Origin of the sequence: Enorma timonensis (assembly GCF_000321165.1) — a bacterium.
In the GTDB taxonomy this organism is placed as follows: domain Bacteria; phylum Actinomycetota; class Coriobacteriia; order Coriobacteriales; family Coriobacteriaceae; genus Enorma.
Genome location: NZ_CAPF01000074.1, coordinates 1 through 17,218, shown reverse-complemented (window position 1 = coordinate 17,218; position 17,218 = coordinate 1). Strand labels below are relative to the sequence as shown.

Genomic DNA, 17,218 nt, shown 5'->3' with positions numbered 1-17,218 from the left:
GGCCTCGATACTGAGTGGGGTTTCAAATCCTCCGAGTAGACCCCTCGTTGCGTTCAGTGAATCCTGCGGTTTTGTTCGCTGAATCACCCGGCTACTCGGCGGGTCGGCAATCCCACACAGTATCGAGGCTCGAGTGTTTGGGCGAGGGTGCGGGAGCGCGCGAAGCCATCAGGCTCCATTGAACAGCATCTGAATATAGCGGCAATTGCCATATAATTTAAATGTTGACTCTCTGTCGATGGAGTAGACATGAATTTCGATTTTCTCAAAGAGGCCCCCGAACTCGAAGCGTTATTTGAGCGCTGCAATAAGGCAGAGCAGCTTGCCGTTCCATTTCCAGATATGAGCTGCGCGGCAGCTCGAACTGCGCTCGAATACATAGTGGCTCTTGTTTATAAATCCGTAGTCCGTCAAGACGCTTCATCGCAAACGCTGTTCGAAAGGGTCACTGATCCCGCTTTTGTTGAATACATCAACGATGAGACGATAATATCCGCGATTCACACGGTTAGGATAAACGGCAATTGTGGAGCGCATGGCAACGCGGTAACTCCGGCGGTTGCCTGCAAGACGTTGGAACAGCTCCAATATGTCGTTGGCGAAATATGCATGAATTTAAAGGTCATCAAGGATTATCCCGTATTTGTTTCCCCGCTGAAAAAGGCTGCTAAAACGCCAAATAAGTCTTGCGGAGGGCAAGGCGCTTCTGACATTAAACAAACATCTAGTAACGCGCCTATGCCTAAAACAGCTGCTCCGAAGCAGCCAGAACCGTCGATTACTCCAACTGAAGAGGTTGTTTCCCACTTCGCTCCAACCTTGCGTCGAACCAGGTTCAACGTTTTCCGTCGGAGAAACGAAGAAGAAAACAAGCGCTTATTTGTAGAGGCATCCCTTCGCGAGGCGCATTGGCTTATTGCTAACTCAGACAATCAAGCTTATCCTTCGACCGCCTCAATAAACATGACCTTGGGCGATGGCTCGACAATCGACTATGTCCTCTATGGCAAAGACGGTCGTCCTCTCGCCGTGATTGACTTTACGCATTCCGGTAGCAGCCCAATCGAGGGACGTGCAGCGGCGCAACACGCCGCTGAAGTGCTTAAACAGCAATACGGGTATACTCCGACCGCATACTATGTCTTCGGGTACCACATCTTCTGCCTGGATTGCTTGGGCTTCCCCGTTCGTCGCGTCTTCGGGTTCCACTCGCTCGATGAGCTCGAGCTACTTAAGCAACGCGCTGCGTCTCGCAAGCCGATCTTGCATCCCAACATCAGCGATGAAATAACCAACCGCGAGTATCAGAAAAAAGCAATCTCGGCAGTTTGCCAGGCATTTTCGAATAACCGCCGTCGTAGCCTTGTGGTTATGGCAACAGGAACTGGCAAGACGCGTGTCGCAATCTCCACGGTCGACGTTTTGATGCAGGCCGGTTGGGTCAAAAACGTTCTTTTCCTTGCCGATCGTACGAGCCTCGCCCGACAAGCCCATAAGAACTTTAATAAGCTGCTTCCTAATATCACCACATCCATATTCACTGGAACGAGCGACGGTAGGGATAAAAACGCCCGTATTATTTTTGCAACGTATCAAACTATGATTCGCCTTGTTGACGGCGACACAAGAGAGTTCGGAATCGGACGATTCGATCTGATTGTTGTCGACGAGGCGCACCGATCGCTCTTTTCAAAGTATGGAAGACTGTTCCACTACTTCGACGCGCTCATGATCGGTCTTACGGCAACGCCTCGTAGCGATCAGGATAAAAGCACCTATGATGTGTTTCAGCTTCCGAGCGGCGAGCCCGATTTCGCATATGAGCTCGAAGAGGCAATTCAAGATAAGTACCTCGTTGGTTTTGAAGTCTGCGATCGAACAACCGAAGCGCTTCGACGGGGAATCAACTATGACGACCTCTCTGATGAAGAGAAGGCGGCGGTCGAAGAGGAATTTGGAGAGGATCTCGACACGGCCCTCACGGCATCCGATGAGACAAGAAACATCGTTATCAAACCGGGTAGCAACATCATAAATGTGCGCACCATCGATCTCATGCTCGCGGACCTTATGCAAGAGGGGCTTAAGATCAATGCAAACGACACCTTAGGCAAAACCATAATCTTTGCTAAGAATCACAGAGAAGCTGAGATCATCACTAATCGTTTTCAGGCGCTCTATCCAAATCTTGGAACAGATTTCTGCAAGCTCATCGATAGCCAGGTAGAAGATGCGTTGCGACTTGTTGACGTCTTTGGCGAGCGGGGCAAGATGCCGCAAATCGCTGTGAGTGTTGATATGCTCGATACAGGAATAGACGTTCCCGATATTCTCAACCTCGTCTTTTTCAAAACGGTACGTTCTAAAATCAAATTCTTGCAAATGGTTGGCCGAGGCACGCGGTTATCAGAGGGAATCTTTGGTCCCGACGGTGATAAACAAGGGTTTCTTGCTTTTGATTATTTCGACAACTTCCGCTATTTCGGAGCGCGCGATACGTGGTCTACCGTGATGGGGAGCGGCAATGTCGGGAAGACCTCGTCGCAGAACCTTCTTCGAGATAAGCTCAGGCTAGAGATGCTTGTGCAGCTGCAAGAAAAGAAAACCCCCACTACATTTGAAGTTAAATATCGCGACGCCCTTAAACAATATTTTGAGGTGGGAGTTAGCTCGCTCAACAATGATGCGATCGAAGTTGACCGCAACATCGCTTTTGTCAACAAGTATCGGACGGAAGGGGCTTGGAATCGGCTAAATGAGGATAACGTCGCGGAGATTGAAGGCCGTATCCTGCCGCTTTTTTCCCATAGCCCAGAACCTGCCAAAGTCAAAAGTTTCGATATCCTCATGCTTACGGTAGAAGTCAAATGTGACGAGTACCTCGAAAGCGGTAAAGATCCTCGAGCTATTAAGCATGGTTTCAAGCGAGCCGGGGATGACTTTACCTGCCGTATGGAAGCGCTGCTCAAGCTCAAGAGCATCCCAGCTATTCAGAAGAAAGAGAAGCTCCTCATCGATATGATGGATGGTTCGTATCTCTTTGATTGCTACTCTCTTGAACGTGCAGAGTACGTTAGGAACGAGCTTCGAGACTTGATGCAGTACATTCCAGATCGGCAGGAGTACTACGTTGTTGATCTTCCGGATGTCCTGATCAAAGGCGAGGAGGTATACGGGCTTCAAGGAAAGACCTATGCAGACCGCTACGAAGAATACTTGAGGGATGACGATAACATCGCGCTCTCAAAACTGCGCTCGCTCGAGCCCCTTACCGAAGATGAAAAGAAAGAGCTCAAAGACACTTTCACCAAAAGGCTGGGTAGCGAAGCGGAGTATGCGGCATGGTCCAACAATGCGCCCCTCTTTGCGTTTCTAAGGAAAAAGACGGGCATATCCGACGAGGCCATTAAGGCAAAGCTGGGTCACATCCTCAATGCGCCAGAACTGAACGATGAGCAGCGCGCGTTCATGCGACAAGTTGTTGACTACGCTTGCGCCAACGGAGATGTCGAGGCTAGAACACTCTTGAACGAAAGCCCCTTCAATAACTATGATCTTAATGCGCTCTTTGGAGATAGGTTTCCCATGCTAAAAGAGTTGCTGGATTCACTTCATAAGCCGGTAGTTGGCTGATAATCATGGATGTCAAAGGCCTTCTTGAAAAACAGGGCTCCCAGCTCCTTGATATCGATTTAGATGTGCTTGAAGAAGAGCTTTGCACGGGCGAGTATGACTCCTCTTATGCTGGGGACTGCCTGGAGAGGATTTCTGATCTTAGGGCGGCGCGCAAGGCGGCTCGCGAAATGTCATCGAAGCCCTCTTCGACCATAATTCCGCAGCACGACATACCCCCTTGTAAAATAAGGCAAGCATCATCAACGGAAAGCCTTCCCGAAACGCAGCGCTCAGCATTCGCACGCAGGCTTCTGGCAGTAAGAGATGGCGGCAGCTCCGTGAAATCGCTCCGCGATCTACTGGCCATTTGTCCCTATGCCGATGAGAAGTTTATCGATGAAAACATTGATCTTTTTACGCCAGATGAACTCGACACACTCCTTAAAATAAAGCCTTTCAGCGAGGCGTTTCTAGAAAAGTACTTCACGACCCTAGATCATGAAACGCTCGCCAAAAGTCAGAAATTTTCCGAGGAGTTCTTCATCGCGCACTACGCTGATCTTGATGCTCAAACGGTTCTGCGCAAGGGAATTAACGAATGGCGTGACAGGGAGAAAAGATCCACCAAGCTTGACGTGTTTCTGCGCATCAAGGGGGTTCGGCTTTGATTTCGATTAATACCGCAAAGCGACTCGTTAAGAGAGCCCTGCTTGCCAACATAACTACAAATAAGAGCGGTCTTGCCATTACGCCGCTTATTTCGGGTAAGCACGGTATCGGCAAATCCGCCATAGTAAAAAGCATCGCTCAAGAACTAGGCGGCGTTTGTCTCACCATAGAGGGCGGAACGCTCAAAGAAGGGGAGATAACAGGGCTTCCCTATCAGTATGATGATGGCGAAGGCAATGTTGCTTTCCGCTTCCTGCCTTACTACGCAGTTGAGCGCATTCAAGAGGTCGAAAAAAGGCTTTTCGAACAGTCGCATCGCATCCCTCCTGCGGGCGATTCGAACACTCCGCTCGACGAAGCTCTTGCTGGTGATGTAAATCGATATGCCATGAATGACATTTTGCCTGAGGATAAGATACGGCTTCTATCTTCAGGTGAAATTACACCTGTTATTGTTTTTATTGATGAGATAAATCGTACGGAAAATACCGTCTATAAAGAGCTCATGAACATCCTGCTCACCAGAACGGTCAATGGCTATCGTTTTCCTTGGTGGGTGTTTTTCGTAGGTGCCATGAACCCGAGCACGCAGAACAGCATTTACGCAACTAATGAGATGGATCCTGCGCAACTCGACCGTTTTCTTAAGCTCAAGGTGACGAGCAGCGTGAGCGAATGGCTCCGCTACGGTAAACAGGAGGGTGTTTCCCCCTCCATCCTCCGCTTCATCAAAGAGCATCCCAAATGCTTATCGGAAACGTCCGCCGAACTTGAGGATGAAGAAAAGCCAACCCCGTCGCCCCGCGGCTGGGATATGGTCGACACCATCCTCTCAAGCGAGCCATTGCTCAGACCTTTCTTTACTGATGCAGAGAATTCAGAGAAGGTTGTCGCGAAGGACATGAAGACGCTCGTCGCATCGAAGCTCGGCTCCACCGTTGCCACCATGTACTTTGCAAGCCTTGTCGAAGAGGTTCCAGCTCTATCTGCGGAGCAGGTTCTTGGGATCGACAAGAAGCACCTCGATATTGCAGACAAAGTAAAGGGAATGTCTGTGGCGAAGCGCGTTCAGTCCTGTGATTCCGTCCTAACATATTTGACGGATAACATTGAGTTCCTCATGCTCAATAAATCGGGCTTTGAGAAGATGAGGTCGCGGCTTTCCACTTTTGTCGCAGCGCTTGATCCTTCAACAAAATTACTCTTTGCTCAAAAAATCGCCGCAACGACCACCTCAGATGGAAACAACCTAATTGAGTTCATCTTTGATATCTTCGAACAGGACCTCATTGAAATGCTTGACCTATCTGACGAGATTAGAGCGCAAATCGAGGCAAGCTAATATGACGAACAGCGAGGGAATCGTCGAGCTTCACCGTGAAATACGTGAAGCCGTTATCCGGTATGAAAAGACCTCCGACGAGGCGGTTTTAGCCTACATCAACGATGGATTTCGGCGTTTTGCCCAGCTTGTTACGTTGTTTCTCGTTTCGGAACGGGATACCTATTATGGATACTTCTTTATGGCTATGGTGTTTAGGCCAAACCCCAGCATGGATGCCATAGCAGGCATTCTCCTCGACGCTTATCCACCCATTTTTGAGGCGAACCCACTCCGTCTATTCAAGTTCTCGCTCAAAGAGATACTGTATGTGTTCTGCCACGAAGTTGACCATGTTGTCTTTAATCATCCAGCAGAAATGGTTCGATCTAACCCGGAAAAGCGTCCTGATCTATTTAGGCTTTTCAACTACGCTGCCGATGCGTCGGTGAACGACCAACTCAATTACGAGGCGGACCGTGGGAAAAAGTTCCTTTCACCTCCCAGGGGGATAATCACATCTCAATTCATTTCCGAGCAATTCGGCATTGCCCATGTAGCGCCGCGTCAGGACTATTTCTACTACTTCAATCTCATCAAAAATGTCACCCTTCCGGAAAAGGGGAGCGATGACGATGCGTCAGGATCTGAAAGAGGGCTTCTCATAGGTAAGCACAGCTGGGAATCTTCGAATGATGAGGACGAAGAGGCGGTCGACATGTCTGATGAGATGTTCGAATCCGCCACCAAGGCGTTTCTGAATAGCGTTAGCGAGCTTATGGGTGCCGAAACGCGAAGCATGATGCCAGCCCGCTTTACCGAGCGACTTGAACAAATCAATGCGCCGGCCAGGCTTAATTGGAAGCAGCTTCTTAAAAAATATGTCGGTACCATTTCTGCGGAGAAGACCAAAACGAAAACGCGGCTCAATCGTCGACAGCCGCTCCGTTTTGACTTATCCGGCACAAAGGAGAGTAAGACGCTCAAAATCGCTATCGCGATAGACACTTCCGCTTCAATGGATTGTGAGCAACTTCGTCAGATCTTTGCCGAAGTCTTCGCTATCGTTGCCCAACGCCGATGTGAAATCACGGTTATCGAATGCGATACAGAGGTACGAGATGTATACCGCATTACATCGCCTGATGATGCAAGTCTGGAAGTGTCGGGAAGAGGTGGCACGTGTTTTACTCCGGCGATTCGCTACATCAACGAGCACCGTTATTTTAGGGATGCCTTACTAATCTACTTTACGGATGGGTATGGCGAAAGGAGCATTCCTCGACCTCGCACCTATCGCAACCTATGGGTCATCTTAGGCGCTGCGACTCATTTATCTGTGGAACAGCCTTATGGCCTTGTACTTCCCCTGGAGGATGCATGACGGCAGGTAAGTCTCGAAACTATATCGAAAGAAAGCTGTATGTGACCGCAGCGAGAGAATGGTGTCATGAACGCGCTTCGGCCAACAAAGATGTTTCGTATGACGGATCTCAAGATGAGGGAGATCATCTGGTTCGCTGTCTTGTTCGCCCCTTGGGATGGCTGGATATTCAGGTTGGCTTTGATGGCGTGGTTGCTGCTTGCGGGGATGAAGCCTCAGCCATTGCTAACTACAGCTCTGAACGCTTTGATCAACTCGAGTTTCAGGCACGGCTCGATGCGTTTCTTGCCGGCATACTGAGTGGTAACTTCCAAAGCGTCGTTCAACATGAGCTTAGGGAAGGGTCGAGCTGCGAGGTCACGCTCGACCGCTATGAGCGAAGCGAAGTGGCCCGGAAAGCCTGCATAGCTGCCCATGGTGCTACCTGCGCTATTTGCGGCTTCGACTTTTCCCATACCTACGGGGCCGCCTTTGCTGGCATCATTCAAGTCCATCACATAGTTCCCCTACACGTCATCGGCGAAGAACATGAAGTCGATCCCGTGCGCGACCTCATCCCGGTTTGTCCAAATTGCCACGTGGCGCTTCATTCAAAACCGGGTGGCACATATCTTCCTGATGAGCTTCGGGCTCTCATGCAATAATTGGAACGCAAGGCGAAAACGAACGGAGCCCCCATGATCACTGGTGAACTCAAGACAAAGGTCGACGGTATCTGGGACATTTTCTGGTCCAATGGTGTAAGCAACCCCCTCACGGTGATCGAGCAGCTCACCTACCTTATGTTTATCAAGATCCTCGATGATAACGAGACACGCCGCGAGAGAAACGCGGAGCTTCTGGGTGAATCTGTTGCCGATCCCATCTTCGATGCCGACCACCAAAATTGTCGTTGGCACATCTTCCGCAACTACGAACCTGACGCTATGTACGAGAACATGGTTCAAAACGTGTTCCCCTTCATCAAGGACGGAATCGGCTCCAGCAAGGACACTGCCTTCGCAAAGTATATGAAGGACGCCATTCTCGTGGTGAGCAACGCGCGCACGCTTACCCGAATCGTGGACAAGCTCGAAGAGATCGACCTCTCCAACAAGGACATCATGGGTGACGTCTACGAGTACCTTCTTTCCAAGCTCGCCACCAGCGGGCAGAATGGCCAGTTCCGCACACCGCGCCACATCATCAAGATGATGGTCGAGCTCATGCAGCCCACCCCCGATGATGCTATTTGTGACCCGGCGATGGGCAGTGCCGGCTTCATTTGCATGGCAGCCCAATTCATCAAGGACAATTACGCGGCAGAGCTCATGCGCGCCGATGTCCAGGATCGCTTCCAAACGACCATGTTCACCGGGCACGACACGGATTCCACCATGATGCGCATCGGCGCCATGAACATGATGCTGCACGGCGTCGAGGCCCCCAATATCTCCCAACTAGATTCGCTCTCCGAAGACAACGAAGAGCGTGACGCCTACACGCTCATCATGGCCAACCCACCGTTCAAGGGCAGCCTCGATAAGGAAACCATTGCCAAGGACCTGCGCAATACGGTTTCAACAACCAAGACCGAGCTCCTGTTCCTCGCGCTCTTCCTTAAGAGCCTCGAGGTCGGAGGTCGCTGCGCCTCCATCGTCCCCGACGGCGTGCTCTTTGGTTCCCAGAAGGCCCACAAGGCAATCAGGAAGGAGCTCATCGAGAACAACCGTCTCGTTGCAGTGATTTCCATGCCCTCCGGCGTGTTCAAGCCCTATGCTGGCGTTTCCACCGCCATCCTTATCTTCACCCGAACCGACAACGGCGGGACGGACAACGTCTGGTTCTACGATATGCATGCGGATGGTTTTAGCCTGGACGATAAGCGCGAGCCCATCAAAGACAACGACATCCCCGACATCATCGAGCGTTTCCGCAACCTCGAGGCTGAGAAGGATCGTGCTCGTACTGAGAAGAGCTTCATGGTGCCGGTGCGGGAGATCATCGACAACGACTATGACCTCTCAATCAATAAGTACAAAGAGATTGTTTATGAGAAGATCGAGTATCCGCCCACCAGCGAGCTGATCGCGGAAATCAAAGATCTCAACGTGCAGATTGCCCAGGGCATTGCCGAGCTGGAGGCGATGCTGTGATGGCAACCACAAAAGAGATGGCAAGAAAATGGGGCTGCTCAGAAAGTACGGTAAGGAATTACTGCGCATCTGGAATAATCCCGCCAGCAGAGAAAAGCGCCTTTCCATCGAAATGGATTATTCCAGATGACTGGCCCAAGCCGCCAATGGGGCGCCATGGACTTTGCTTTCTACTGGATACGATATGCCAGCTCAACAACGGAGTGGAATATGAATCGATTAGATGGGGCTACAAGCCGAGCGACATACAAAAGGCGTATGCATATCTAATATCGGCAGCATTTATGTCGACAATCGATACGAATCATCTATCAACCGAGCTGCAGAAATCGATAATTACTCCTCGTGGTGCCGAGTTAATTGAGCGCGAAAATCGAGAAGGCAAAAGCAGCACGAAGTTCAGGGCAAATTTTAAGGTCGCTGGAGATGTCGGTGTTGCATCATTTGAAGTGGGCGGAGAGATGTTAAATGCCTGAGACTAGCAGTGCGCACACAACGCATCCAACATCAGCTTCCTCTGCAGGCCGCGTACCATTTTCTGAGGCTTTCAAGGACGTTTCTAAGGGCGTCGCTAAAATCAAAATGGGTGATTACCTTACCTCCGGCACGCATCCAATAATTGATCAGGGCAGGCAGCAAGTTGCTGGATATTCCAATAATGAAGATGGCCTCTTTAACGATGTTCCAGCAATCGTTTTCGGCGATCATACGAGATGCGTTAAGTATGTTAAAGACCCGTTCTTTGCAGGAGCGGACGGCGTGAAGATCCTTAAGCCTTGTTTGTCCAACAATGTTCGTTACTGGTATTACGCACTTAAGAGCCTGAAATTGGAGAACCTCGGATATAGCAGACATTTCAAATTGCTGAAGCAGTTCACTTTTATGCTTCCAGACAGTAATCGACAGAACTATATCTGTGGCGTGCTCGATTCTCTTGAGAACCTGTCAAGGCTTTCTCAGCGCTGTCTTGTTCGCCTTGATGATCTGGTCAAATCCCGGTTTATCGAGATGTTTGGAGACCTGTCTGTTAATGATAAAAACTGGCAGATGACGAAGCTTTCAGAGATTTGCGATGTTCGCGATGGAACCCATGCTTCTCCAAAGTATTGCAAAACTGGCTATCCGCTAATGACTTCTAAGAATTTCTCGCAGGGATTCGCTGACTTTTCTAGCGCTAGGCTTATTTCACAAGATGACTTTGAGGAAATAGATAGACGTTCGCGAGTTGATACGGGTGATATAGTTATGCCAATGATTGGCACCATTGGCCATCCCGTTATCATAAGATCCAATAGGAAATTCGCAATTAAGAACGTAGCGCTATTTAAAATGGAAAAATCACAAATTAATGCAGCATGTTTGAAGGCGCTGCTTGAATCCGATTATTTTTCTCGGGCTGTTAAGTCGGGCAACAGAGGTGCTACCCAAAAATTTATATCATTGGGAAATATAAGGGCTTTGCCTGTTCCGATTATTCCTGAGCATATTCAAGGTGCATTTGCTGAACTTGTGGCTCACGTCGACAAACTGAGGTTTGACGTCCAGCAGCAAATTGAAAAGCTTGAAACTTTAAAGGACTCTTTGATGCAGGAGTATTTCGGATGAGCATCCAGCTCCCTAAAGACACCAAGTCGCGTGTGACCGGCGCTAAAGCGAGGGCGGCCGTTCACAAGCTGTTTGATGCAGAATATTGGGAATACCACGAGGCGACCGGACAAGATGTTGGGATTGACTGCTACTTTGATCTGGTAGAAAACGACGAGGTAACACCTTATGGCATTGATTGCCAGGTAAAAGGTCGAACCAATCCCATGCTTGTAGAAAATGGAACAAGCATCTCAGTCTCTTTGAAGACTGGAACTGTCGGCTATGCCATCAAGCGACCGAGGCCATTCTTGCTCCTGCTCGTTCAAATAGAGCCTGAAACTATATACTATCTTGAGCTGCATGAGTATTTCTCCACTCACGAAGGTTTGATTAAGAAGCTCAAGGGACAGACAACAATCACTCTGAGAATACCCACCGGTAACGTCATCAGAGATAATGGTCGGGAACTAATTCACCTCGCAAAGAGGCAATTTAAGTACTCAAAGGACGTTATTACAATCGTAGACTAGCGTGCTACAGCTTGCAGTTCTCGCCAAAGGAGCTCATATGTGCACGATAGATACTCTTATCATTCAGGCCATGCTGCCCCATCTGGATAATGCGCAGATGAGGCAGCTTTCTTTTGTGTTGGATAGGGTGCTGGCCGAATACGACATTCAGCCAAGAAATCCAGAAAACGAAGTCGCCCTCGGGCCATCAAATCCCGAACTTATGGAGACGTTCCTTTCCGCAAAGCGACTTGAAGGTTGTAGCGAGAACACCCTCAGGTACTACAAAGCCGTCCTCTCTCGTATGATCAGCACCACAAATAAGCACGTAACCCATATGCGTACCGAGGATTTGCGACAGCACCTCTCCGATTACGAGCTACGCTCTCGCTGCAGCAAGGGGAACATCGACAACATCCGCCGCATCCTCTCAAGCTTCTTCTCGTGGCTTGAGGATGAGGACTACATTCTCAAGAGTCCCATTCGTCGCATCAAGAAAATCCGATCGACCAGAACCGTCAAGGACACTTACTCTGACGAGTCACTCGAGAAGATGCGCGACGGGGCGAAGACGCTCAGAGACCTAGCTATTATCGACCTCCTTGCCTCAACCGGCATGCGCGTCGGTGAGTTGGTCAACCTTGATATTGCCGATGTTGATTTTGAACGCCGCGAATGTGTTGTTCTTGGCAAGGGCAATAAGGAACGACCAGTTTATTTCGATGCACGCACGAAGATTCATCTTTGGAACTATGTCAAATCTAGAACCGATAACTCTCCCGCTTTGTTCGTCTCGCTAAGCAGTCCACACCGCAGGCTGCATATCAGCGGCGTAGAAAGTCGCCTGAGGGGGCTTGGCAGGGAGCTCGGAATGGATCGAGCGCATCCACACAAGTTCAGGCGCACTCTGGCAACTCGCGCCATAGACAAGGGGATGCCTATCGAGCAGGTACAGCGATTGCTTGGGCATGCCAAGATTGACACCACGCTTATGTACGCAATGGTCGATCAAAGCAACGTCCGGTCATCACACAGGAGATATATTGCGTGATGCGAGCAGCATCACAGATTGTGAATTAGAGGAAGCGAGCCATATACGTAGGTATGCAGGTTACTTCCCCATCTTTCCTCATGTCCTTGGTGTAAACGAGATACTGCTTTCCAACTCGAGAGGAGAACTTCTTACAAAAGGCGTCAAGCGATGCATGGGTTTTATACCTTGAAGCCTTCACCTCGATGGGGCAAATCTTCTTACCGTCCGGGAGAATGAAGTCAATCTCATAGTTATGGTTCGACCTTTCCTTCGGCCAAGTATGGTAAAAGAGGCCGTATCCCTTTGCGGTCAGCTCCTGGGCGACCACATTTTCATAGACCATTCCGAGATTAACAGGCAGCTTATCAGCAAGGAGCTTCTCATACACGAGATTATCGGTAAAGTTTGCGTCTTTGAACATAAGTGTGACGAAGAGCCCGGTATCTGCCAGATAGAGCTTGAACTTCTCCAAATCGACGCTCGAAGACATGCCGACATTGGGATCATTTGCATGATACGCCATCAATACCGTTTTAGACTCCCGGAGCTCGGCCAGTTCCTCCAGGATGTCTGAGGCTTGGCGATTGGCGAGCACGCTTGATACATGAAAGCGCGACGACTTGTTCGCGAGCTGGGCGGGGATGGCGTCAAATAGCATGGAGAGGGCGCCTGAAGGATTGAGCTTGTAGAAATCCTCCTCATAGAGATTGATGATCGTTCGCTTGACGTCATCGACTGCCTGCAAATTGTTCGTATTCAGATAGGCATTGACCGCTTGTGGCATCCCGCCGACAAGCATGTAAAGCCTGAAATCACGCATCAGCTTTCTATTGAGGTCGTCACCGAGCTTGGCGCCCGTCGCAAATGCGGATTGGAGAAGCGGGATGGTCGCCTCGTCTCCGCAAGCCCAGCGGAACTCTTCGAAGTCCATCGGTTGCATCTGCACGTGTTGCTCTTCGCTCGGTATGAGAATGCCTGCGGTATTCTTTCGGATTGAAATGAGCGAACCCGTCTCGATATAGTCGTAGCGTCCGTCCTTCACGAGTGTCTTTATCGCTTGCCTGGCAAGCGGGCACAGTTGAACCTCGTCAAAGATAATGAGCGACTCGCGTTCGTGGAGTTGCTGTTGGTATCGCAGCTGGAGTTGCAGGAACAGGTAATTGAGGTCGGACACGTCATCAAAGAGACGGTGTACATCGAGCGGAGCCTCCGCGAAATCGATGAGGATGTAGCTGCGGTACTCTTTCTTGGCGAACTCTTCGACTGTGGTCGACTTGCCTACTCGGCGGGCCCCTTCAACAAGTAGGGCGGTGCTGCCGCGGGATTGCTTTTTCCATGTGAGGAGCTTGTCGTAGATTTTTCTCCTGAACACCCCGTCCTCCGAAATCCGCACTTTTTATTTCATTCATTCTACCGATTTCCGCGTATTTTATTTTTATCAGTTTAGGGAATTCCCCACATTTTGTGAGTATAGCTGAAACGGATTCATGCTGACGCAGCGCGTCAAACCTCAGTTTGTCGATCTTAACAACGAAACTTTCAAACTGCTCCCGTTCGAACTGTTCGGGGAATGCGAACGGAATCTTTCGGAGCTGAGCCTGTGTCAACTTGGGGCGTGTTGTTCCGGAGATGAAACGGTTGATATCGAGGAGCTGAAAGTACGCTTGCGTATACTGAAGTGCGTGAACTGTTTTTGGAACGAGCAGATGCGCATGGTTGTTCACCCAGGCTCTTCCAGTAATGATGTATGCAGAACTTTCACCAGCGCCATATGATCCGCAGTCTTCAGCCAGACAAACGGCAGGGCAATCGGTCAGAAACTGATCAATGCGATCGACTACGCCGTTCGCTCCGTAATATGGATATTGCATTCCAGAATGCATCAGAGCACGCTCTTTGCTGCTGAGAGGTCTCCTTAAATCGTCCCTTATATCAAAAGCATCCTCAATACGCCCCGCCGTCCGTGTTTGGTTCGGGTCCCCGAACATCTCGATAAACCGGGATTTGACCAGGTTATCAAGCATAGTAAATTGCTTGTGAGACGTACGGATGCTTTCCGATAGGACATCGAGACGTCGACTCATCTCAAGCTGATCCCCGAGGCTATAAAGCCTGACTTCCAGTTTCGAGAGAGTTTTCTTTCCGATGGCGGTGAAGGTGCTGCCCGTACCCAACCGCTCAAGCTCCGGCCTCCTCGCAATTAAGTAGTACCTGAGAAACGCTGAGTCTAGCAAGCTTCTGTCTGGGCGTATCGCTGCCACCCCGCGGCCAATGCAGCACTCTTCGGTTGAGATATTCACAGCTCCAATAGGTGCTCTAACCGAGATGAGGATGTCCCCTCTCATCGCTTTCTTCTTTGGCTTCGAGCACCACGTGGACGGAGTTGGGTGTTCTTCACCGAAGTCGGCGTTTCCCTGAAAAAACGGCAGTCCGATTCTATCGGTGTTGTACGTGTCGGACGAGGGAGACTGACCCATTATCAGCTCGCAAGCGCTGCCCAGGTCAATTGTTGTATAGGTATTCACGCCGCCACCGCCGTTCGTGGAAACCGGGATTTGATCAGATCGTTGAGAGGGAAGCGACTGAATGGGGAATCGGTCTTCGTAATATCATCGCCGACCGTGCGCAATCCGATGGAATAGTTCGTGGGAGGATTGCTTTCGCACTTCGCGCGCTGGTGACGTTCGCTGTTGGCTGTTGTGCCCAACGGCTTAAATTGTCACGTAACAACGATTTTTCGACTAGCTGCCCGATGACTACCCGTGCATCTCAAGGGTTTCGGTTTCAATGGAACCCAGTAAGGTGCCCCGCATTATTAGGCGATATCGGCGGGAACTTACATGAGACTAGCTAAATCATCTTCGTAGCGCGACGAGCTATCGGAGGCACCCATGGACGAGCATATCGAAATCGATGTCGACCAGCTGCGCGAGGCGCTCATCGACGAGACGGGGCCGGCAGCGTTCGTCGGCTCGCCGTGGGCGATGGCGGATGTCGTGGCGCTCGAGGAGGCCGACCCGGAGGAGCTCGTTCGCGAGGCCGAGCGCCGCGGCTGGGATCTGCGCCGCTTCGAGGCCTGAGTCAATAGGGACGGGTTCAAATGACTCACTGAGTCAAACGAACCCGTCCCCAATGACTCGACGCCGCACTACTGTCGCGCGCCGCAGCTGCAGTACTGGTAGTCCACGTAGGACTCGGTCTCGTAATGACCCTGGTCCTCCTGGTGCGAGCCGACCTGCACCTGGACGGTCTTCGAGACGTTCTGGTAGTTGGCGTAGTACACGCCGTTGTACAGGCCGTTCTCGTCGGCGTTCTTGATGCCGGTGCGGATGATGTCCTGCAGGTCGGCTGTGGTGAAGCCGTTCTCGAACCAGTAGGTGGGGCCGTTCGCCACATAGGTGCCGTCGCCGCTCATCGTGTAGAAGCGCGCGCCGTAGACGGTCTGCGTCTCGTAGTCGGGGACGGTGACCATGTTGGAGACCCATACCTGGCGGGTGGCGGTGTGGTTCTTCCAGCTATGGGTATGCGAAGCGGACGAGCCGGAGCCCGCGGCGGAGGAGTCGGAGCTGTTGGAGCCGGTGCCGGCAGAGCCGGACGCGCCCGCGCTCGAGGATGAGCCGGATCCGGCAGTGGAGCTGCCCGCAGCAGAGGAGTCCCGCCCGTCGGAGGCTTTCGCCGAGGAATCGCCCTTGCCGGCCCCGTCGCTGGATCTGGCATTCCCGCTCGTGGGAGCGCTGCCGTTGGCGTCGGCCTTCGCGGCATCGTCGGCAAGGTCGCCCTGCGGCGTCTCAGCCGTGCTACTGGTGCGTGCGGCTTCGGTCGGGGCGGGCAGCGTGGCAGTGCCCGCCACCGTGAGCACGACAACGAGCGCTAGTACGGCCACGATGGCTCCGCCGGCGATGAGCTGTGCGCGATGGCACCTCACCCACGAACCGAGCTCGCGCGCCGTGGCGGTGAACCAGCTCTTGAATCGATTGAACATAGAAGGTCTCCTTTCATTACCTGCGCGAGACATGCGCGTCCCGCTGCACGCGCCCTTTGCGCGTCCTGAAAGGATCCGATCGATATTCGGTTTTCCGACGGTGAGCCCTCCGTGCCGGCGGGGATGCCGGGACTTCAACCATCCGATTCCAGCATCCCCGCGTGGCGGGGTTTTAGCGCTTGCGGAAGTTCGCGGCCGCCCGGTCGACGAGCGTGGGCTTGCCGGCCTTTGCGAGTTCGTCGTTCGCGCGACGGAGCTTCTGCACCTTGCCGTCGACCCGGTGGAAGACGAAGAGTGCGAGACCTGGCATGGCCCAGCAGGAAAGCGCGACGTTGAGGTCGGCCGCGACGAGCATGTCCGGCGTTGCGGCGCCGGAGGCGAGACCCTCGACCCCGCCGCATTGCAGCAGCGCGTAGGGGATGAACAGGATGAGGTAGCAGACGAGCAGCTTGAGCGCGTAGCCGCGGTGCCGCGCGAACGTGAGCACCAGCGCGATCAGCAGCGCGGCGAGGGAGAGCAGCATCGGGGCGGCGATGAGCAGCGTCTCTGGCGTGATGCCGAACTGGTCGAACAGCTGGGGCAGGAAGGTGTACGCGCGGCCCCAGGTGAACGCCACGGCGAAGGGAAGCGCCACGAGGCACGCGATGAACGCGACCTTGGTGAGCAGGCCCAGGCCGAAGAAGAACATGAGGAAGAACAGGATGGGCGTGAAGAGGTGCACCAGATGCACCCCAGCGGCAGCGCCGACGGCTCCACCCAGGAAGGTGGCGCAGAGATCGGCGAAGAAGGATTCATCGTTCCAGTTGTTCTGCATAAAAAGCTCCTTTCATCCGGCGTCGAGACATGCGAAACGTCTCGACCATGAAAATCCTGACGATGAAAGGGCGATATACGATTCCGCGGAGCGTCCCGCGTCTGTGCGAGCACAGTGTAGCCCCATTCAATCGCGCTGTCCACACCCTTTTTCATGAGTCATTGGGGAC

At 51.8% G+C, this 17,218-nt stretch carries 15 protein-coding genes; 11 read left to right on the top strand and 4 right to left on the bottom strand.

Translation table 11 applies throughout. The features are described from left to right. Positions 1-249 precede the first annotated feature (249 nt). Genes BN423_RS08470 through xerA form a run of 10 tightly spaced genes read left to right on the top strand, consistent with a single transcriptional unit; the run spans position 250 to position 12,271 of the window. Positions 250-3,633, top strand: coding sequence for a type I restriction endonuclease subunit R (locus tag BN423_RS08470; protein ID WP_232385549.1), 3,384 nt, complete (start codon positions 250-252; stop codon positions 3,631-3,633). Between the two features lie 5 nt (positions 3,634-3,638). After that, entirely contained in the window at positions 3,639-4,283 is a 645-nt protein-coding gene (locus BN423_RS11830) for a hypothetical protein (protein ID WP_232385548.1), read from the top strand. Beyond that, on the top strand, positions 4,280-5,626 hold the full coding sequence (locus BN423_RS11825; RefSeq protein WP_232385547.1) for a P-loop NTPase family protein: 1,347 nt from the start codon (positions 4,280-4,282) through the stop codon (positions 5,624-5,626). The genes BN423_RS11830 and BN423_RS11825 overlap by 4 nt, the downstream gene beginning before the upstream one ends. A gap of 1 nt (position 5,627) precedes the next feature. Beyond that, positions 5,628-6,989 (top strand): vWA domain-containing protein, encoded by a 1,362-nt coding sequence (locus BN423_RS08450; protein WP_019239817.1) that lies wholly within the window; start codon positions 5,628-5,630, stop codon positions 6,987-6,989. Then, complete coding sequence (locus tag BN423_RS11705) at positions 6,986-7,633, top strand: HNH endonuclease (RefSeq protein WP_187367778.1); 648 nt, start codon at positions 6,986-6,988, stop codon at positions 7,631-7,633. Before BN423_RS08450 ends, BN423_RS11705 begins: the two co-directional genes overlap by 4 nt. 33 nt (positions 7,634-7,666) lie before the next feature. Continuing rightward, on the top strand, positions 7,667-9,124 hold the full coding sequence (locus BN423_RS08435) for a type I restriction-modification system subunit M (RefSeq protein WP_019239815.1): 1,458 nt from the start codon (positions 7,667-7,669) through the stop codon (positions 9,122-9,124). Continuing rightward, on the top strand, positions 9,124-9,600 hold the full coding sequence (locus BN423_RS11700; RefSeq protein WP_332306272.1) for a helix-turn-helix domain-containing protein: 477 nt from the start codon (positions 9,124-9,126) through the stop codon (positions 9,598-9,600). Before BN423_RS08435 ends, BN423_RS11700 begins: the two co-directional genes overlap by 1 nt. Continuing rightward, positions 9,593-10,729 carry a restriction endonuclease subunit S gene (locus BN423_RS11240; RefSeq protein WP_081588356.1) on the top strand — a complete coding sequence of 379 codons (1,137 nt, stop codon included), beginning with the start codon at positions 9,593-9,595 and terminating at the stop codon, positions 10,727-10,729. Before BN423_RS11700 ends, BN423_RS11240 begins: the two co-directional genes overlap by 8 nt. After that, complete coding sequence (locus BN423_RS08420) at positions 10,726-11,241, top strand: DUF4365 domain-containing protein (RefSeq protein ID WP_019239813.1); 516 nt, start codon at positions 10,726-10,728, stop codon at positions 11,239-11,241. The genes BN423_RS11240 and BN423_RS08420 overlap by 4 nt, the downstream gene beginning before the upstream one ends. 37 nt (positions 11,242-11,278) lie before the next feature. Beyond that, complete coding sequence (gene xerA, locus BN423_RS08415; RefSeq protein ID WP_019239812.1) at positions 11,279-12,271, top strand: site-specific tyrosine recombinase/integron integrase; 993 nt, start codon at positions 11,279-11,281, stop codon at positions 12,269-12,271. Between the two features lie 25 nt (positions 12,272-12,296). On the opposite strand, the gene BN423_RS10850 is transcribed toward xerA, so the two are convergent. Together BN423_RS10850 and BN423_RS11235 are read right to left on the bottom strand one after the other, a co-directional pair. Next, positions 12,297-13,646: an ATP-binding protein gene (locus tag BN423_RS10850; RefSeq protein WP_019239811.1), complete on the bottom strand. Its 1,350-nt coding sequence runs from the start codon at positions 13,644-13,646 to the stop codon at positions 12,297-12,299. Beyond that, the gene (locus BN423_RS11235; protein WP_071784292.1) at positions 13,549-14,778 is read right to left on the bottom strand and encodes a restriction endonuclease subunit S; all 1,230 of its coding nucleotides are present in this window, start codon (positions 14,776-14,778) and stop codon (positions 13,549-13,551) included. The genes BN423_RS10850 and BN423_RS11235 overlap by 98 nt, the downstream gene beginning before the upstream one ends. Before the next feature lie 366 nt (positions 14,779-15,144). On the opposite strand from BN423_RS11235, the gene BN423_RS08395 reads away from it, so the two are divergent. Continuing rightward, a complete protein-coding gene (locus BN423_RS08395) occupies positions 15,145-15,333 on the top strand; it encodes a hypothetical protein (RefSeq protein WP_019239810.1) in 189 nt (62 codons plus the stop codon). 68 nt (positions 15,334-15,401) lie between these two features. Here BN423_RS08395 and BN423_RS08390 read toward each other — a convergent pair whose 3' ends face one another. After that, a complete protein-coding gene (locus BN423_RS08390; RefSeq protein ID WP_019239809.1) occupies positions 15,402-16,235 on the bottom strand; it encodes a hypothetical protein in 834 nt (277 codons plus the stop codon). A 172-nt stretch (positions 16,236-16,407) separates the two neighbouring features. Further along, positions 16,408-17,049, bottom strand: a complete 642-nt coding sequence (locus BN423_RS08385; RefSeq protein WP_019239808.1) for a hypothetical protein — start codon at positions 17,047-17,049, stop codon at positions 16,408-16,410. Positions 17,050-17,218 lie beyond the last annotated feature (169 nt).